At 59.0% G+C, this 17,484-nt stretch carries 17 protein-coding genes; 15 read left to right on the forward strand and 2 right to left on the reverse strand.

All coding sequences use genetic code 11. From position 1 onward, the window contains the following. Window position 1: 1 nt before the first annotated feature. The 12 genes from ACFQY0_RS03775 to tnpB all read left to right on the forward strand — a co-directional run bounded on the left by ACFQY0_RS03775 (window position 2) and on the right by tnpB (window position 12,184). A complete protein-coding gene (locus ACFQY0_RS03775) occupies window positions 2-514 on the forward strand; it encodes a hypothetical protein (protein ID WP_379709242.1) in 513 nt (170 codons plus the stop codon). Further along, complete coding sequence (locus ACFQY0_RS03780; RefSeq protein ID WP_379709244.1) at window positions 511-1,512, forward strand: VWA domain-containing protein; 1,002 nt, start codon at window positions 511-513, stop codon at window positions 1,510-1,512. Before ACFQY0_RS03775 ends, ACFQY0_RS03780 begins: the two co-directional genes overlap by 4 nt. Next, window positions 1,509-3,527, forward strand: coding sequence for a VWA domain-containing protein (locus tag ACFQY0_RS03785; RefSeq protein ID WP_379709246.1), 2,019 nt, complete (start codon window positions 1,509-1,511; stop codon window positions 3,525-3,527). Before ACFQY0_RS03780 ends, ACFQY0_RS03785 begins: the two co-directional genes overlap by 4 nt. A gap of 5 nt (window positions 3,528-3,532) precedes the next feature. Continuing rightward, window positions 3,533-5,959, forward strand: coding sequence for a BatD family protein (locus ACFQY0_RS03790; RefSeq protein WP_379709248.1), 2,427 nt, complete (start codon window positions 3,533-3,535; stop codon window positions 5,957-5,959). A gap of 93 nt (window positions 5,960-6,052) precedes the next feature. Beyond that, window positions 6,053-6,559 carry a peptidylprolyl isomerase gene (locus ACFQY0_RS03795; RefSeq protein WP_379709406.1) on the forward strand — a complete coding sequence of 169 codons (507 nt, stop codon included), beginning with the start codon at window positions 6,053-6,055 and terminating at the stop codon, window positions 6,557-6,559. A 16-nt stretch (window positions 6,560-6,575) separates the two neighbouring features. Beyond that, window positions 6,576-7,241: a peptidylprolyl isomerase gene (locus tag ACFQY0_RS03800; RefSeq protein WP_379709250.1), complete on the forward strand. Its 666-nt coding sequence runs from the start codon at window positions 6,576-6,578 to the stop codon at window positions 7,239-7,241. Between the two features lie 51 nt (window positions 7,242-7,292). Then, window positions 7,293-8,048 (forward strand): glycerol-3-phosphate 1-O-acyltransferase PlsY, encoded by a 756-nt coding sequence (gene plsY, locus ACFQY0_RS03805; protein ID WP_379709252.1) that lies wholly within the window; start codon window positions 7,293-7,295, stop codon window positions 8,046-8,048. Window positions 8,049-8,093: 45 nt separating this feature from the next. Then, window positions 8,094-9,092 carry an NAD(P)H-dependent glycerol-3-phosphate dehydrogenase gene (locus ACFQY0_RS03810; RefSeq protein ID WP_379709254.1) on the forward strand — a complete coding sequence of 333 codons (999 nt, stop codon included), beginning with the start codon at window positions 8,094-8,096 and terminating at the stop codon, window positions 9,090-9,092. A 51-nt stretch (window positions 9,093-9,143) separates the two neighbouring features. Further along, window positions 9,144-9,635 (forward strand): hypothetical protein, encoded by a 492-nt coding sequence (locus ACFQY0_RS03815; RefSeq protein WP_379709256.1) that lies wholly within the window; start codon window positions 9,144-9,146, stop codon window positions 9,633-9,635. A gap of 193 nt (window positions 9,636-9,828) precedes the next feature. Then, entirely contained in the window at window positions 9,829-10,452 is a 624-nt protein-coding gene (locus tag ACFQY0_RS03820) for a YqaA family protein (RefSeq protein WP_379709258.1), read from the forward strand. Window positions 10,453-10,515: 63 nt separating this feature from the next. Further along, window positions 10,516-10,830 carry a transposase gene (locus ACFQY0_RS03825; protein ID WP_379709261.1) on the forward strand — a complete coding sequence of 105 codons (315 nt, stop codon included), beginning with the start codon at window positions 10,516-10,518 and terminating at the stop codon, window positions 10,828-10,830. 916 nt (window positions 10,831-11,746) lie between these two features. Then, window positions 11,747-12,184, forward strand: coding sequence for an IS66 family insertion sequence element accessory protein TnpB (gene tnpB, locus ACFQY0_RS03830; protein WP_379709409.1), 438 nt, complete (start codon window positions 11,747-11,749; stop codon window positions 12,182-12,184). Here tnpB and ACFQY0_RS03835 read toward each other — a convergent pair. Together ACFQY0_RS03835 and ACFQY0_RS03840 are read right to left on the reverse strand one after the other, a co-directional pair. Continuing rightward, window positions 12,172-12,357, reverse strand: coding sequence for a hypothetical protein (locus ACFQY0_RS03835; protein WP_379709263.1), 186 nt, complete (start codon window positions 12,355-12,357; stop codon window positions 12,172-12,174). The two genes, tnpB and ACFQY0_RS03835, sit on opposite strands and share 13 nt — an antisense overlap. 321 nt (window positions 12,358-12,678) lie before the next feature. Continuing rightward, window positions 12,679-13,383 carry an outer membrane lipoprotein-sorting protein gene (locus tag ACFQY0_RS03840; protein ID WP_379709265.1) on the reverse strand — a complete coding sequence of 235 codons (705 nt, stop codon included), beginning with the start codon at window positions 13,381-13,383 and terminating at the stop codon, window positions 12,679-12,681. A 171-nt stretch (window positions 13,384-13,554) separates the two neighbouring features. Between ACFQY0_RS03840 and ACFQY0_RS03845 the strand changes: the two genes are divergently transcribed. The 3 genes from ACFQY0_RS03845 (at window position 13,555) to ACFQY0_RS03855 (ending at window position 17,467) form a co-directional block, all read left to right on the forward strand. Next, window positions 13,555-14,541: a hypothetical protein gene (locus tag ACFQY0_RS03845; RefSeq protein WP_379709267.1), complete on the forward strand. Its 987-nt coding sequence runs from the start codon at window positions 13,555-13,557 to the stop codon at window positions 14,539-14,541. A gap of 135 nt (window positions 14,542-14,676) precedes the next feature. Continuing rightward, entirely contained in the window at window positions 14,677-15,687 is a 1,011-nt protein-coding gene (locus ACFQY0_RS03850; protein WP_379709269.1) for an AAA family ATPase, read from the forward strand. A gap of 13 nt (window positions 15,688-15,700) precedes the next feature. Next, window positions 15,701-17,467, forward strand: a complete 1,767-nt coding sequence (locus tag ACFQY0_RS03855; protein ID WP_379709271.1) for a hypothetical protein — start codon at window positions 15,701-15,703, stop codon at window positions 17,465-17,467. Window positions 17,468-17,484 lie beyond the last annotated feature (17 nt).

A 17,484-nucleotide genomic window follows, 5' to 3' on the forward strand; every position in this document is an offset into this window, starting at 1 on the left:
CATGGATTCCGAAAGCCTTCAACTTCAGGACCTCGTTCCCGCCGAGCCCTTCGTCCACTCATCGGGGTGGCCGTGGTGGGCTTGGGTCCTAGTGGCGCTTGGGGTGCTTCTCCTAGCGGTTTGGCTCCGTGCCATGTTCAGAAAGGGCCAGTCTTCCGAAGCGCCAAACCTGCAGCTGATCCACGATCAGGCGCTCCAACTGGCCATGGAGAAAATCGACCTCGCCGCGCAGCAGACCGCCGTGCAAGCCGCGGCCACCACCTGTTCGGAGGCGATCCGTCGCTATCTCGCGACGGTGGCCAGCGACCCTTCGCTTTATGAAACCCACGAAGAATTCCTCGCTCGTCACGAAGCGCTCAATAGCTTCCCGGCCGAGTTGAAAGAAGAAGTCTCCAATACCTTCAACCGCCTTGCGAAAATGAAATACGGCAAGTCCCCAGCGGGAGATCCTGGCGTGATCGCAAGCGAGGGCCGCAGCCTTTTAACCCAGCTTCATGAGAACCTTCCGGCATGAGTGAGATCTTCGAACATCTCCGATTCGCGAAGCCGGCCTGGCTGCTTCTCTTCGTGCCCTGCGTTCTCCTCCTCCTCCTCCGGCGTGGACGTGGAGCGGAGGCCGCCATCGCCTTTTCATCGCTGTCGGTCCTCGTCAGTCTCGGAGCCAAGGTGCGCCGCACCGCCTTTTCGCTCGGCCTGCCCCTGATGCTTCTCGCCCTCATCCCCGCGATTCTCGCCATGGCCCGCCCGGTGTGGCGCACCGAGCTGCAGGCCAAGACGGCGAGCGGGATCGATATCGTCGTGGCACTCGACGTCTCCCTGTCGATGAGCATCGACGACTTCTTCACACCCGAAGGCCGCCCGCTTCGCCGACTCGATGCGGCCAAGGCGGTGGTGCACGACTTCATCGTTGGCCGTCCGGACGATCGCATCGGATTGGTGCTTTACTCCGGCCAGCCCTACATTTCCGGGCCGATCACCCTCGATCACGACTGGCTGTTAGGAAAGCTCGATGAAGTTGAACTCGAAATCCTTCAGGAACAGGGAACCGCCATTGGCTCGGCCATTGCGGCTTCGGCCGACAAGCTCAATGCACGGGATGCGAAGAGCAAGATCATCGTTCTGATCACCGACGGTGCTTCGAACTCCGGCAAGCTGTCGCCGGTCGAAGCCGCGGAGCTTTCAAAGCAACTCGGGATCAAGATCTACACGGTGGCCATCGGCACCATGGAGGGCCGCGTGTCGCGTGGCATCCAGCGCTTCCCCCGTCAGGAATTCGATCTTCCGACACTCAAGAAGATTGCTGAAATCACCGGTGCCGAGCACTACTGGTCTCAGAACGTCGCCCAACTTCAGGGGACCTTCAAAACGATCGACCGGCTTGAGAAATCGGAAGCCAACTCTCTAACAACGACCACCGATCAGGAGCTCTTCAAATGGTTTGCCGGAGCTGCGGCCGCCTTCGCCCTGCTTGGTGCCGTCCTGCTGGCCCTCAACCCTCCACCCGCCCCATGACGCTCGCTGAACCTGCATGGCTGCTGATGCTGATTCTGCTGCCGATCATTGCTACCGGAGCGGTTCTAACAGCCCGGCTTCGCAAGAAGCAATGGGGGGCCTTCGTCTCGGAGCGCCTGCGACCGAGGCTGCTCAAGCGGTCCAGCCCGATCCCCCGCTGGATCGCCTTCGTGTGCATGTTGCTGGCCTCGGCTCTTCTGATCATCGCGCTGTCACGGCCTCAGAGCCGTCGTGAGACCACCACCGAGACCATCCTCGGGCGCAACATTCTTTTCGCCATCGACCTTTCCCGCAGCATGAAGGTCGCGGACCTCCGGCCCGATCGTTTGACCCAGGCGAAAGCCGCAGCTTACGAGCTGCTCGATGCGCTGCCCAACGACCGCATCGGGGTCGTCGGTTTTGCCGGGTCCGCCTACCTATTTGCTCCGCTGACTCCCGACCACTCGGCGATTCGCGAGACGATCAACCAACTCGACATCGATTGGATTCCAGCCGGAGGAAGCAATCTCAAGGAAGGGCTGAAGCTTGCCATTGAGACGCTTAAGAAAACGGGGACTCGCCAGAATGCGCTCATTCTCATGAGTGACGGGGAGGAGCACGAAGGCAAGATTTCCGAAATCGCTCAGGACGCCCGCTCGGCAGGAATCGAAGTGATCACGATCGGCTTCGGCACGGAACAGGGGGATTTTGTTCCTGACGATGAGTTTGCTGACGGACGATTCCGCGACCGGGAAGGAAAGGAAGTCATCAGCCGGCTTGAGACCGCCCCGTTGAAGCGGGTTTCGGAAGTTACTGGAGGAAGATTTGCCATTGCCTCGTCCGGGGCTGATATTCCGGCCATGGTTCAGGCTGCCGTTTCCGATCTCGACAAGGTCCGCATTGCCGGCCGCGAGAAGGTCGTCACCGTGGAATACTTCCAGTGGTTTGTCCTTCCGGCAATCCTGCTGCTGATCGGTGCGGCCGTGGCCGCGACGAGGTGGCGTGGGGTCGGTACGGCGATCGCACTTCTCTGCTTCCTCCCCCGCCCGCTTCAGGCTGGCGATGTCGATGATGCCCGCGCCGCTTACGCAGCCGAACATTACGAAGAAGCGCGGGATCGATTTGGTGCGCTGGCCGAGATGGAGCCCGATCAGGAAAAAGCCTTCGGCTACCGACTCGCTCAAGGAAATGCCGCTTACAGGATCGGTGACCTCGCGACGGCGAGGAAGGCCTTCAGCGAAGCACTGCGAGCTGACGACAGCCAACTGCGGAATGCTGCCCACCACGGCATGGGCAATACCCTGTTCGAAATCGGCTGGGCCCGGCTCTCGAAAGGCTCCGCCTATCCGGATCCCGGGCCGCCACCGGAAGAGAGTGAGGAGGCGGATGTCTTTGATCGGCTGTCCGATGCCTTGCTCGATCGCACCAACGACGAGCGCCCCTCGGAAGGTGATCTCGCCGCCTTTGAAGAGATGGTGAAGAATCGACTCGATGAGTGGATGAAGGAAGAGACCCCGGAAGAAAGCCAGAGTGAAGGCTCGGAGCATTTCAACCAGCTTCTAACAGACTGGATCGACGCCGTACGCCACTACGATTCCACCGTCGCCTTCGAGCCTGCCGCGCACAATCGCGAACTGACCGTCATCCACCTGCGAAAGCTCCGGGAGATCCTGGAAAAGGTGGAGGAGAACGCCCAGAGCATCCAGGCGGTTCCGATGCCTGGCTCCGGAGAGGGAGAGGAACCAGGCGAGCAAAATCCAGGCGAAGGCGGCTCAGGTGAAGAAGAAGGTGAAGGCGAGGGCGGCGAGGAAGAAGGCGAAGGCGAGGGCGAGGAGGAAGGCGAAGAGAAAAATGACGGTGGCGACAAGGACGGCGAACCTTCCGAAAGCGATGGTGAGGGCGGGAAAAAGGAACCCAAACCCGGCGAAACGCCCGAAGAAGCCGCACGACGGATTCTCAATGAAAACGCTGACCTTCAAAAGGGCGCTCTTTCGCCCGGTCGGCTTCGCTTTAGGAGACCTGATAAGGATTGGTAAACATCATGCGATTTAACATCCCAACATTCTTTTGGACCGCCCTTCTGTGGCTTGCCGCAACACTCACTCAGGCAGCCTCGCTGCGCGGCGAGATCGGTAGCCGGTTCATCATCGAAGGCGAGCAGACCCTGCTCGAGTATGTCTTGAGTGATGCCCCTGACGCCGGAGGGGCACTAGTGCTCGCTCCAGTCAATGGTTTGAACATCTCGCCCATCGGTTTCGGCGCCGAGCCACGCATCGGTCTCGGACGTCGCCGCGAGTATGTTTTCCGCTACACCGTCAGCACCTACCAACCCGGCGACTACACGATTCCTGCGGCGACCCTCGATCTCGTCGGAGAAACCTTGCGCAGCGAACCCATCCAGCTTCGCGTCTCGCGTGAGACCGATATCGAGTGGAGCACCACCAAGATCGGCAATGAAGTGCTTCGTTATGCGGCAGCCTTTCACACCATTGATAGCGAACCTTTCCTCAACGAGGTCATCCCAACCGAGCTCAAGATCTACATTCCCAACGAGCAACGGGTCGAGGATTGGGGCATCCCCGAGTTCAAGCGCGACGGAGTTGCCGCGTGGCGATTCGAGCCACGGCCATCACTCGGTCGGGCCAAACTTCTGGGTCGCAATTACTACGCGGTCAGCTACCCGAGCACTCTCGCGCCGACGCGTGTCGGACCGGTCCAGCTGGGACCAGCCACCCTCCGTTTGATCACCGTTCAGACGACTTTCGGGCAGTTCGGCGCGCAGGGGGTCTACGAGGCCGTCACCCTCGAAATCCCGCCACTCGACATCAATGCCCGCGCGCTACCGCCGGGAGCCCCCGAGGGCTTTGAAGATGCCATCGGACGCTTCGAGCTTGCGGTCTCCACCGATGACAACGAGGTGCGCGAAGGTGACCCGATCAACGTCAATATCCTCGTCCGTGGTGAGGGAAATCTCGACACCCTGAATGTTCCCCGGCCCATCGATGAAGAAGGTTGGAAGCTCTACCCTGCCAGCCCTCAGCAGCGCGATGACCGGCGCGCCAGCACCGGCTATACCGTCTTCCGGCAGTTCATGCGTCCGCTGCGTCCGCACAGCCAGGTGCCCCCCTTCCGGCTTGTTTACTTCGACCCCGATCAGGAGACCTATGCCACCTTGTTGAGCAATGCCATCCCTCTCACGGTCACTCCCGCGACCGGTCCCGCCAGCCTGGGTTCTTCGGCACCTCCGGCTCTTCCGATTCCGGTTGAGAACATGACGGACATCCTCAGCATCAGCTCGGCAGGTTCCTCGCTACTTCCATCCGGGAGAGGATTGCCATCGTGGGCGTGGCAAGTCGTCCCGGCTGCAATCGCCCTCTTCCTGCTGGCACTGATTTTCAAATCGCGGATCGCCCCGCAACTGCGCAAGGATCCCGACGAACTCGCTCGCCTCCGCGATCTCAAAACACTGGAGAAAGCCCCCAGCGATCTTCGGGGATTCTATCGGGCCGCCGGTCATTTCGTCGAACGTTGGCTCGGTTCCTCCGACGATGCCCTCCCCCAGGAGATCCTCGCCAAGAGGGATCAGAGTTGCTTCAAAAAGGATGTGCAGGACGAAGCCGTGCCCCGCTCCGAACGCCAGCGCATCCTCAAACAATTGAGGAAGCTGGCTCTCCCACTGATCGCCATCATCTCGATGTTCGGCGCTGGGGACCTTCACGCAGCTGAATCAGGCGACTCCGCTCAGGATGCCTACGAAAGCGGCCGCTACGCGGAAGCCGCACGCCTCTGGCTCGAGACTGGACCCTATGAAAGGCTGTCGGCCGACACGCTCTACAATATCGGCAATGCCTCCTATCGCCTCGGAGCCTCAGGGGAGGCGGCACTCTACTGGCGGCGCGCCTTGGAGCGCGATCCGACCCACCCGGAAGCCCGTCAGAACCTCCGCTTCTTCGAACGCAAGTTTGGCTCCATCATTGTCAAACGGCCCGACTACCAGCACGTCATCGCCAGCATCTCGCTCGATACGTGGAAGAGCCTGGTCTGGGCCGGTCTTTGGATCATCGTCCTCTCGATGCTGATCTTTCCCGCCACCCATCGCGGTGCCCGATGGCGCATCGCAGCGATCTCGGGGCTCATCATCGCCCCGATCATGGCTCTGGCTGGCTTCTGTGGTTGGTACTACTTCCCAGACGACGCCCGCTTCGCGCCGGTGGCCGAGCAAGCTGTAATCGTCACCGACAAGGCGACGGTCCGCACGGATGCCTCACGCAATGCTCCGATCGTCATCGACGCCCCGGCCGGCTCGCTGTGCCAGGTTCTGACCCGGACGGGAAATTGGACCTACGTGGCCTTCTCCAATCAAACGCGCGGTTGGGTTCCCACGGGGGAAATCGAACTCGTGATCCCTCAATCCCCACCCGCCGTTCCCAAGCTCCGGGAGTCCACCGATGACGGAGCCAGCGCCTGATTTTCAACCCACAAACCAACCATGAAGAAACTACTAGCAATCGCACTAACACTGATCGCCCCCCTTGCCCTCGCCGAGGAAGAGGAAGCAGCCGTGAAGGACATCCGCATCAAGATGGTCACCGAAAAGGGAGACATCGAAGCCACCCTCTTTGCTTCGAAGACACCCAAAACCTGTGCGAATTTCCTGAACCTCGCCAAGCGCGGATACTATGACGGGGTGACCTTCCACCGCGTGATTCCCAATTTCATGATTCAGGGTGGTGACCCGACCGCTACCGGCCGGGGCGGCCCGGGCTACAAGTTTGGAGACGAATTCGTCGCCGATCTCAAACACAACAAAGCAGGCATCTTCTCGATGGCCAATGCAGGTCCGGGCACCAACGGATCGCAGTTCTTCATCACCCACGGTCCGACTCCCCACCTCGACGGCAAGCACACGGTCTTCGGTGAGGTTACCAAGGGCCAGGACGTGGTCGACAAGATCGCGATGAAGGACAAGATCAAGTCCATCGAGATCCTTGATTCCACCGATGCGCTCTTCGCCAAGGAAAAGAAGCAGCTCGACGAGTGGAACAAGATTCTCGACGCCAAGAAGTAAGCGTCTTTCTGCATCCATGCTTCGCCACCTTCCCGTCGCCGCCCTCATCTGGGCGGCGGTTTCTTGTACAACGGAGACCGGCCAGGAGACGGCGCAGTCTCTCGAGGAGGATCTGAGCGTAACGACTTCTGGGAATCATCAAGTCCATCTTACAACCGAGCTCGGTGAAATCGTCATTGAACTCGACCCCGGGAAGGCTCCGGTATCCGTCGCGAATTTTCTGAGCTACGTCGATTCCGGGCACTACGATTCAACGATCTTCCACCGTGCGATCGATGGCTACCTTGTCGAAGCCGGAAGGATTCATTTGGAAGGCACTTCGGCGGTCGAGAAATTGCCTCAGGCTCCGATCGAAAATGAGTCCCGCAATGGTCTCCAGAACGATCGTGGCACCGTCGCCATGGCACGAAATGCCCGACCCGATTCGGCCACCGCCGCCTTCTTCATCAACTTGGCCGACAATCGCTCCCTCAATTTTCCGCAGCCCGACGGTCATGGATACGCGGTTTTCGGCAAAGTCGTCTCCGGCATGGAAATAGCTGATCAAATCGGCATGGCGGAAACCGGCATTAGGCCCCTTTCGCTTTATCATCCGGCAACAGGTGAGCTTGAAATCCAGAGGGTTGCAGATGTGCCCTTGGAAGCCGTTACGATACTCTCGGCTCGGCGGAGTTCCAAATAGGCACCATCCGCAGGTGACAGCGTCACATTTTTCGCCTAATCCAGTCGCCGAATGCAGCTCTGGATTAGCCCGCTTATCGCCTTCTTGCTTGGATCGATCCCCTTTGGCCTGATCATCGCCAAGCTCAAAGGCATCGACATCCGCGCCCATGGTTCGGGCAACATTGGTGCCACCAATGTGCTCCGTGTCGTCGGCAAGAAATACGGCATCACCTGCCTGATCCTCGATGCCCTCAAAGGCTATCTGCCCGTCGTGCTGGCGCTCAATCTGGTCCAGATTGAGAATAAAACGGTGATGCCGATGCTTGGCTTCCTTCAAGACTTTGCTCTCCATCTTCCTCGCGAACAACAGCTCACCGGACAACTCGTTCACGTATTGACCGCTTTTTGCGCCATCATTGGTCACAACTTTTCCCCGTGGGTTGGATTCAAGGGAGGCAAGGGCATTGCCACCTCGGCAGGTGTGCTGATCGCCTTGATGCCCTTTGCCATCATCCTGCTGATTTTTGTCTGGTTGCTGACCTTCCTGACGACTCGATACGTCGCACTCGCCAGCATCGTCGCCGCCGCCGCATTGCCCATTCTCACCCACATCGGGGCGCGCTTTCACCACATCAATAACGACAAGACCCAGCCTACCCTTTGGGAAGCGGGCACCTGGAACAAGCCCCTGTTTGTTTTCACCATCATCATCGCCGTGCTCGCGATCTGGAAGCATCGCAGTAACATCGAGCGGCTCCGAGCCGGAACCGAGAATCGCTTTGAGCGGAAGCGCAAAAAGGTGCACTCTGATCCCAAAGCCAGCTAGACCCATCGACCTCTGCACCCCGGCGTTCCCCTTACCTTAAAGCCCATGTTCTCCAGCGCTGCCATCCTTGGAACCGGTTCCTTTGGAACCGCGCTCGCCTCGCTCATCGGCTCCCGGATTTCCGATGTCGTGATGATCGGTCGAGATCCCGTGACCGTCGACTCGATCAACCTCGCGCACCGGAATCCCCGCTATATCAGCGACATTGATCTCCCCGAAAGCGTGCGCGCCGAAATCGGCATGAATCACGCCTCCCTCCACCCGCTGATCCTCTTCTGCGTGCCGACGTCGGTGACCCGCCAGGCAGCGACCGACCTCGCCGAAGCCGGAGTCCCGGAGGAAACCGTGCTGGTCTCCTGCGCCAAGGGCATCGAACGAGGCACCGGCGACCGCATGAGCGTGATCCTCAAGGAAGTTTTTCCTAACAACCCCGTCGCCGTTCTTTCCGGACCCAACCACGCCGAGGAAATCGCCCGCGATCTGGCGACCTGCGCCGTCATTGGCTGCACCAACGAATCCATCGCCTGCCAGCTCCAGGAGGTGTTCACCGCTCCGCATTTCCGCAGTTACACCAGCGACGATCTTCCCGGGATCGAACTCGGCGGCGCCATCAAGAATGTCTATGCCATCGCTGCCGGCATCGCCTCGGGCCTGAACCTCGGCGACAACGCCATCTCCGCCCTCGTCACTCGCGCGCTTGCAGAGATGACCCGGCTCGGCGTCCGTCTTGGCGGTCGCGTCGAAACCTTTGCGGGACTTTCCGGAGTCGGTGATCTCATTGCCACCTGCTTCTCCGCCCACTCCAGGAACCACCGCGTTGGTCTCGCTCTTGGACAAGGCAAAAGCCTCGAGGAAGCGGTCAACGCACTCGGCATGGTCGCCGAAGGAGTCCCCAACACCCTTTCGATCTACGAAGCAGCCCGAGATGCCGGGGTGCGCACCCCGATCATCGATGCCGTGCATGCCATCCTCTACGAAGACATGCCGGCGGCCTGGGCCCTGAGCCAACTCCTCAACCGCGATCCGCGGCCGGAGAACGAGTAGGATCTGGCAGCAAATCTCCGATTGGACCGAATACCTGCGGGATCAATCCCCATGAGAACGTACCTTCTCGCAGCGTTGATGCTCTCCAGCTGTGCGACGTCTCAGCACACTCTTCCAGATCGGATTGCCAGGTATTACCCTCCTGATTCCGGTGGAATCATGGGCATTGGCAGGGACGTGTACATTCGAAACCTTTTCGATCTCAAGCCGGAATCAAATTCTCCGGACTCAAGCTATCACAACTTCTACCATGCCTACAGGAGTGATGAGGAGTCATTCGTTAGATTCCTCAACAGTGAGGATCGCGACATTGAGGGAGAGCCGGGAGAAAGGTGGATCTCTGATACCGTCGTTCTCGTATTGGCGCATGAAGACACCGATCTCCACCGCATCCTTTCGCGAGTGGACCCTTCGACGAGAAATTACGTTTGCTACCTCATGACGGTGTATTTGCGCCCCGAGGACCTCGCGGGATATCCGCTAACCATGGAACACTACGATCCAAGGGAGTTTGAGCCATCGGGCGACCAGCCTGACTCCTGATTGAGTTCACCATCCCAAGGCGACTTTCACGACGCGACGAACTTTCCACCGGTGCTCCATCCCAGGGCTCAACTTGTCCCCTACCACGAATTGCCTCAGGTGACGGGAGGCTCCTGAAGAGTCGCCAACCCGATTTTCCATTTTCCCATTCTCCGCCTTGCCCTCCTCGTAAGCGCCACGCTTAATCCCGGCCGTGAACGAAGCCCTGCCTGAGACTGAAGTGAAGCCCGGCGCGATCCGGCGACTCTACAACTGGACCATTTCCTGGGCAGACCGGCCCGGCGGCACCTGGGCTCTGTTCCTCATTGCCTTCGTCGAGTCGTCTTTCTTTCCCATTCCGCCCGACGTCCTTCTCCTAGCGCTGTGCTTCGGCGCGCGCGAAAAGTGGGCGAAGTATGCACTTGTTTGCACTGCGGGCTCGGTCCTCGGAGGCATTCTCGGGTGGACGATCGGTTGGGGGCTCGCGGATTCGGTCGCCAAGCCACTCCTCACGCTCTTCGATCCAAGCGGACACACGCAATTGAAGATCCAGGACTGGTATGCGGAGTACGGCTTCTATGGCATTCTCTTGGCCGCCATCACGCCGATCCCCTACAAAGTCTTCACCATCGCTTCGGGCATGTTTCACTACAGTCTGCCGATGCTGATCGTCGCCTCAATCGTCGGCCGCGGATTCCGCTTCTTCGTGGTCGCCGCCATCATCCGCATCTGCGGGCCAACGGTCCGCCCCTTCATCGAGAAGAACCTCGAATGGTGCTTCCTGATCGGTGGTGTGCTGCTCATTGGAGGCTTTGTCGCGATCAAGTTCCTCCACTGAGTCCAACCTAGCCCCCTGAGGTGTGCTGGAATTCTGGACCAACAACATCTAGAGTCCATGCCCATGAGTCAGAAGTCGCGAAAGCGCTACACCGCCGAATTCAAGGCCCAGGCAGTCGAGCTGCTTGAAGCCGGCCGCCCAGTCCCGGAACTCGCTGAAGAGCTCTGCATCAGTTCGAATCTCCTCTACGCATGGCGCAGAGCAGCCGAGCGCGCGCAGGTCGGGAGCGAAGGACCGCGAGCCGTAGGCGAGCGGGACGAAGCGGACGATCTGCGCGCGATGCGCCGGGAGCTTGCCCGCCTGCGTCAGGAGAATGACATTTTAAAAGAGGCCGCGGTCATCCTCGGAACCAAACCCCGGCCCAACTCCGAGCCGTGATCGACGACATTCGCCGCACCACCGGTCATGGTGTCCGACCAATCTGTGAGGCGCTTGGAATGCCGCGTAGCAGGTTTCATCAACGAGCATGATGCCAATACTTGGCTCTTTGCCTACATCGAGGGCAACTACAATACTCACCGAAAACACTCAGCCCTCGACTACCGAACCCCGGCCCAATCCGAGGCCGATTTCACCTCCCAAAACTTAACAACAAACGGTCCAAAAATCCGTTGCATCTCAGACCCCTATCAGCGGCTGTGTTGAGTTCTTGCCGCCAGCTTCGAAAGCTGCTTGGATGTCCGTAGTCTTTCTGGTTCGGTTACCGGGATCGCCTCACCATCGACGTTCGGCTATGAAATTGCTTGTTCCAGCTGTAGCCATTGTCACCCTACTTGGCAGCAACATTGTGATCCTGAATGGTCAGGTATACTCACAGGCAAGGTTCTGGATTATTGCAAGCACTGTTCTGGTTGTAGCATTGGTGATGCATGCAGCAAGGCACAGGAAGGATGCTCGGATTCTGGGGCTCAACATTCTCCTGTTGGTTTGGTGCGTCGCCTTCATTTGGACGAGTATCGGCAGATTGCCCGACCTTCGCGACCGCCAGAGATTGTTCAATAGTGCCCAGATACAGAGAAACGTCCCAGGTGAAACGATTGATGCCGAACCTCAAAGATAGCTTCGGGCGATAGCCCCGATGCTATCTGTTGTTGAACTGGCCGAGGTGCTTGGGTGAGCGCGGCTTTTACTGCTCTTGCGGATTCAATTCAGTCCTGAGAGTCAATGACTTGCCGGGACGGGTGAGCGACGTTTTGAAAGACAATTCTCGCTTCGGGGGCGTAAGCGCCCAACAGAACATCTCTATTCAAGCGGGGCATAAGTGCCATAGACTGGCGATCTATGACATCTTCGTCTGAAACCTCCGCTACTTCCACTATCATCAAAACGGAGCGTATCGGCCGGACGCGTTACAGGCGACTTCAACGGCAACCTCAAAGTCTACGTCGCGCTCAAGCCCTGCGACATGCGCAAAAGCTTCAACGGACTCTCCGAAATCGCGCGTCACACCATCGGCATCGACCCCGCCAGCGGAGCCGCCTTCCTCTTCACCAACAAACGACGCAACCTCATCAAGATTCTCTACTTTGATAAGACAGGGTACTGGTGCGTGGCAAAACGACTCGAGCGGGGAACCTTCAGCCGGCCCGAAGACATCGAGGAGGGCCGTGAAAAGCTCATCCTAAGACCCACCGCTCTCGCCGTGCTCACCGATGGCATCGACCTGCGTGACGGACGACGCAGACCCTGGTATGGATCCCCGTTATTTCCAAAAAAGAGCTACGATGCCTGACGTAGTTCAGAGCCGCAACGATGACCGATGAACAAGCAGCCCAACTCATCGAGCAGAACAAGAAGCTGCTCGAAGACAACGCCGCCCTTCGTGCCGAACTCCAGCAGCAGAAGGACCTCGTCGCCGCCCTGCTCAAACGCCTTTACGGCACCAAAAGCGAACAGCTCAGTCACGACCAGCTGCTCATGACCTTTCTGGAGAGCGAGGCAAAAAAGCCCGACGCCGCCGATCCCCTAGACCAAGGACCGGCGGCTGAAACTCAAGCCAAAGCACCACGCGCCAAACGCACCAGCAAGCTGGCCGAATCACTCAAAGGACTGCCAACTCGAGAGCGAATCATCGTATCGCCCGAAGTCCTCGACGATCCTGACGCCTACCGCCTCATTGGCGAGGAAGTCAGCGAACGTCTCCACGTCAGTCCCGCTGCCTTCACCCTTTTGACCAAGAGTCTGACTTCTCAACGAAATTACTCGGGGATTTTTTCAATGAACGACTCACCTCAGCCCAGCCGGAGCCGTCTTCTTCGGCTTGTCAAAAAACAGGTAGCTGAGGCCGGTCGTGCGGCCTCCGCTCATGCTCGCCACCTTCATTTTCTGCAGGGTGTAGCTTCCATCCGGCAGACGCATGATGTCATCCACGAGGAATTCCTTCCTCAATTCGCCGGTCCGATCGTGTCCGCGGATCTTCATGAAGGCGCCGAACTTCTTGTGCACCCAGACGTAGACCACGCCATAAGCACCGGCTTTCGACGGGTTGTTGAGGCGGATCTTCCAGCAGTCCTCGCCCTTCACGCTCTCGGATCCTTCCAACTTCGGATTGGGCCAGTAAAAGAACCTCAGCGAGAGATCCTCAAAACTCAGATCCGTGCCTGCGACCGGATCTGACAACTTGCTGTCGGGAAACTGGCTCGTTTTCCCATTGTCGATCGAGAAGAGATCGTACTGATCCCGGCCAAGCCGCATGTGGAAGATCTCCCACGCTCTCCCTTTGACCGAGTACTGGAACTGGATGTTCTTTCCTTTGAGAAAGAGCATGACGTCCGCCTTGTCCCCGCCCCGCTTCTCCAACTTGCCCTGCAGGTCGTTGTTTTGAAGAGTCGCTGCGATCCGAGCGCGTTCGATAATCTGGGAGGCATCCTGGGCGGTGGCTCCGGACAGGCAGATGCCCATGGCGATGAGGGAAAGGATCAATCGTTTCATGTGTGCGGAGAGTGTCATCGTGGTCGATCCGACGCGCAAGCGGCTTGTCGCATTCAAAAAGTTATTCCCAATCACCGTCTTTTTCCAAAATTTCCGGATTGGGGCTTGCTCGCAAATCGAGGGCGCAATTTGATGCTCTTCAAGCCTTTTGCTGCCTTCTTTCCTGCCCTTATGAGTCTCCGCACCCAGCTATCGGACATCCTTCCGTCCCTCCTCCCCAACAACCCTGCGGAGGCCATCAAGGGGACCGAACTCATCCGCCTGGTCCGTCTGCAGCTCACAGGAAACTACTCGGACGCCTCACTTCGCTATCACTTTTCCATCATGTCCTGCGATCCGGCTTCGCCGATCGCCAAGGTCGAAAAGGGTCAGGGATATTACCGGCGCTCGGCACCAGTCCCCGCTCTATCAGGTGCCCAGGAACTTCTTTCCTTGAGCCAGGGTCGTCTCGATGACCTCAACTCCGATCGCGGAGCTGTCGACCATGCCCTCGAGCGAGTCAAAAAATTCCGCGCCATCGTTCGTCGTTTCAACGAACTCAATGGAAGGTTTCCTTTCGAGTTTCGCGAAGCATTTTCCGCGGGCTCCCCACTCGGAAATCTCTGGAAATACCCCGAGGTCGCCGTGGTCGATTGGCAGACGGGCGATGACCCCGACGAAGGCATGTCGCTCGATTCCAAAATGCTCGCGATGAAGCAGCGACTCGGTCTGCCACCTTTCCGCCTCAGTGGTGCGCGGCTACGCATCCAGTCGACCCTCCACAGCTACCGCGAGGACTTTTTCCAAGCGCTCTCCGGCTCGATGTGGACCCAGGGTGGCGAGCTCATCTATGCGGCACCCATTGAAGACGGCGCGCTGGCCGACGGCCTCCGCGCGCTGAATGCCACCTTTGGCGTCGGGGTGATCTCCTACGGGCTCAGTATCGAGGTGCTTGATGACCTTCCGCGCGCTGCCAATATCCTCAATGCCCACCCCAAGGAAACGGAGGCCCTGATGGAGCGGATCGATTTCAATCGGATCGCCGCACCGCGTTATCGTCAGCACATTGACTGGTCCCTACTCGACACTTTGCGCCGCGACAGCAGCGAGACCACGAAGCTGATCGAGTGGCTCGCTTCCTGCATCGAGAAAGGTCGCGCCGAGCCCCTCGCGGATTGATGGAGGCGGGCCAGCATGAGGCCTTCGGCACATCCCCTGCCCGATTCCGGCTATTCCAATAACGGACAGGCTTTTTCATCGCATCTTCACGCTAACTTCCAATACTCCTGTTCTATTCTCCGTTAGAACAAGGACATGGAATTTGCTTCTGAAACCGAAATCGCCACCGCGGGAAAGCACGTCCGCTCACTCAGCGCCGCCCTGAATCAGGTCCTTTTCGGTCAGGAGGAGCTCATCGAGCTTGTTCTGACGGGCGTCTTGGCCCGAGGTCACATCCTCCTCGAAGGCCTCCCGGGTCTGGGGAAAACCGAGTTGGTCAAAGGCCTATCGAAAACCCTCCGGCTCGGCACCAAACGCGTGCAGTTCACCCCCGACCTGCTTCCCGGCGACATCACCGGCAACCCCGTGTTGCAGGAGATCGAGGGACGACGTTCCTTCGTCTTCCAGCCAGGCCCCCTGTTCACCAACATCGTGCTCGCCGACGAAATCAACCGCGCCTCGCCCAAGACTCAGTCGGCACTCCTCGAAGCCATGCAGGAACGTCGTGTCACCGTGCTCGGTGAAAGCCACGAGCTGCCGAGACCTTTCTTCGTCCTCGCCACCCAAAACCCCATCGAACTCGAAGGGACCTACCCGCTTCCCGAAGCCCAGCTCGACCGCTTTCTCTTCAAACTCGAGGTCACCCGCAACAACGTCGAGACCCTGCAGCGCATTGTCGGTCACCGCGAACTCGGTGCCGAACCCGAAGTCGAGGCCATCATGGGCGCCGAGCAACTCGACGAGGTTCTCAACCTCGTTCGGCGCATCTATCTTCCCGATGTCGTCGCCAACTACATCGCGCGAGTCGTCGACGCCACCCATCCCGGCCAATCGGCTGCCGCTCGCGGCATCCGTTATGGAGCCAGCCCGCGTGCGGCGCTCTCCCTCGCTTCCGCCGCCAAAGCCCGGGCCCTCATGAACGAGCGCACCAACGCATCGTTTGAAGACGTCAAATTCGTGGCTCCTTCGGTTCTCCGCCACCGCATCGTCCTCGAATACAATGCCCGCGTCGAAGGCTTGAACAACAACGATATCGTCCGGGCTCTGCTTGAAGAGGTTCCCTTCCAGTCGGGCAGCACTCCCAAGACAATGAACTCCAACGCCTGAACGCAACCCCGTCATGCACCGCTGCTACCTGCCCCTGATCATCGCGTTTTTCACGCTCCCCCTGATCGCCCAGGAACCGCTTTGTAGTGTCAACCCTCGGCCCACCCACCCGACGGACAAGACCGAGATCAAGGTCGATGCCCTGTTTTCCATCGCAGCTCCGACAGGCTACCTGCCCGTCCGCATCACGGCCGTCAACCAGCAGAAGTCCGGCGGGCAGATCACCGTCAATACTTCTTCTACAAGCGGCCCCCAGGACGACGACAGCCGGGTGACCTCCGAGTTCTCCTTTCCGGTTGCCGAGGAATCCGTCAGCACTCACGACCTTCTTGTCCCTCTGACGACCGTTCTGGGTGATGGGAGGCTGAGCTCCGGATCGACGGTCGAGCTCGTCATTGGCGGCAGTTTCGGACGAAACGAAGGAAACCTTCACTCCAACTTCGGCGACGAGGCGGCGGCTGTGATGATGAGCGAGAAGCTCCATACGCCGAACGCATCGATCCTCGACGCCGAGCTCAATCGACGACATTCCGGATCCAGTCGCCCGACATTCGCGGGGCGCTTCGACCCACTTCGCATGCCCGAAGACTGGCGCGCCTACAGCGGGTACGATGCCTTCCTGATGACCGATGACGATTGGAACAAGCTCGGCGCCGGGGCCCGCAATGCCATCCTCCAGTGGTGTCGACTCGGTGGCGAGTTGGTGATTTACCGCCTCAACAGTTCATCGAACTATGCCTCACTCGGGATCGACTCGGATGGCGACAGCTTCGGCTACGGGACCATCCGACTCGAATCCATCCGGGCCACACTTGCCCTTGATGCGCCAAAGCTCGTCAATCACTTCCTCAAGGCCCCGACGATCCCTCCGCAGAACAAGAGCATTCGCAATGACTACTCCGGAGCATGGCCACTGCACGGGAGCTTCGGTGCGCAGAAGTTTGCCTACGGAATCTTCATCGTCGTCCTGATCGGCTTCGGCATCCTTGTTGGGCCCGTGAATCTGTTTGTCTTTGCCAAGTCGGGGATGCGTCACAAACTATTCATCACCACCCCGATCATCTCGCTCGCCACCAGCGCCCTGCTGATTCTTCTCATCCTCCTCAAGGACGGAACCGGCGGGCGCGGCGAAAGGATCGCCCTCATCGAAGTCAGACCCGACTCCGGTGAAAACAATGCCTACGTTATCCAGGAACAAATCAGCCGCACCGGCGTGCTGCTCGGAGCTTCCTTCAGCCTTGATGAAGCCGCCGCCATCACGCCGGTCCCGATTTCAGACAGCGCCTGGGCACGCCTCAATCGGTCCAACGAAGGTGGCGGCATGCGCTACACCGCCAATTTCGATGATGGCAAACTCGCCGTCACCGGCGACTGGTTCCAAAGTCGCTCCGAACAAGGTCAACTGATCCGCTCCGTGATTCCGACACGTGGACGCATTGAAATCAAAAGCAGTGGAGGCACCCCGATTCTCCTCTCCACCTTCGATTTCCCCATCGAATCGATCTACTACACCGACCGTAGCAATGGATATTGGCTGGCCAGTGACCTGAAGCCCGGCAACAAGGTCACTTGCACCCCGATCAGCGAACGCGAATTCAAGAACGCCATCGGTGACCAGTCCACCAGGTTTGGCGAGCGCAACCGCCGGACCCTCAATTTGGCGTCGACGCGTCCCGACCACTACGTGGCCATCGCCACTGAAGCTCCCGCCGTCGAGACCATTGATTCGATCGACTGGAGCCGCACCCACACCATCCTCACCGGACCCGTGCTCCGCTAAACTTCAAAATTCAAACT

This window comes from Haloferula chungangensis, assembly GCF_042664875.1.
In the GTDB taxonomy this organism is placed as follows: domain Bacteria; phylum Verrucomicrobiota; class Verrucomicrobiia; order Verrucomicrobiales; family Akkermansiaceae; genus Haloferula; species Haloferula chungangensis.

Excerpts from the sequence above, each read along its gene's own strand:
- ACFQY0_RS03775 (WP_379709242.1), top strand. The coding sequence starts at position 2 with ATGGATTCCGAAAGCCTTCAACTTCAGGACCTCGTTCCCGCCGAGCCC.
- ACFQY0_RS03780 (WP_379709244.1), top strand. The coding sequence starts at position 511 with ATGAGTGAGATCTTCGAACATCTCCGATTCGCGAAGCCGGCCTGGCTG.
- ACFQY0_RS03785 (WP_379709246.1), top strand. The coding sequence starts at position 1,509 with ATGACGCTCGCTGAACCTGCATGGCTGCTGATGCTGATTCTGCTGCCG.
- ACFQY0_RS03790 (WP_379709248.1), top strand. The coding sequence starts at position 3,533 with ATGCGATTTAACATCCCAACATTCTTTTGGACCGCCCTTCTGTGGCTT.
- ACFQY0_RS03800 (WP_379709250.1), top strand. The coding sequence starts at position 6,576 with ATGCTTCGCCACCTTCCCGTCGCCGCCCTCATCTGGGCGGCGGTTTCT.
- plsY (WP_379709252.1), top strand. The coding sequence starts at position 7,293 with ATGCAGCTCTGGATTAGCCCGCTTATCGCCTTCTTGCTTGGATCGATC.
- ACFQY0_RS03810 (WP_379709254.1), top strand. The coding sequence starts at position 8,094 with ATGTTCTCCAGCGCTGCCATCCTTGGAACCGGTTCCTTTGGAACCGCG.
- ACFQY0_RS03815 (WP_379709256.1), top strand. The coding sequence starts at position 9,144 with ATGAGAACGTACCTTCTCGCAGCGTTGATGCTCTCCAGCTGTGCGACG.
- ACFQY0_RS03825 (WP_379709261.1), top strand. The coding sequence starts at position 10,516 with ATGAGTCAGAAGTCGCGAAAGCGCTACACCGCCGAATTCAAGGCCCAG.
- ACFQY0_RS03840 (WP_379709265.1), bottom strand. The coding sequence starts at position 13,383 with ATGAAACGATTGATCCTTTCCCTCATCGCCATGGGCATCTGCCTGTCC.
- ACFQY0_RS03845 (WP_379709267.1), top strand. The coding sequence starts at position 13,555 with ATGAGTCTCCGCACCCAGCTATCGGACATCCTTCCGTCCCTCCTCCCC.
- ACFQY0_RS03850 (WP_379709269.1), top strand. The coding sequence starts at position 14,677 with ATGGAATTTGCTTCTGAAACCGAAATCGCCACCGCGGGAAAGCACGTC.
- ACFQY0_RS03855 (WP_379709271.1), top strand. The coding sequence starts at position 15,701 with ATGCACCGCTGCTACCTGCCCCTGATCATCGCGTTTTTCACGCTCCCC.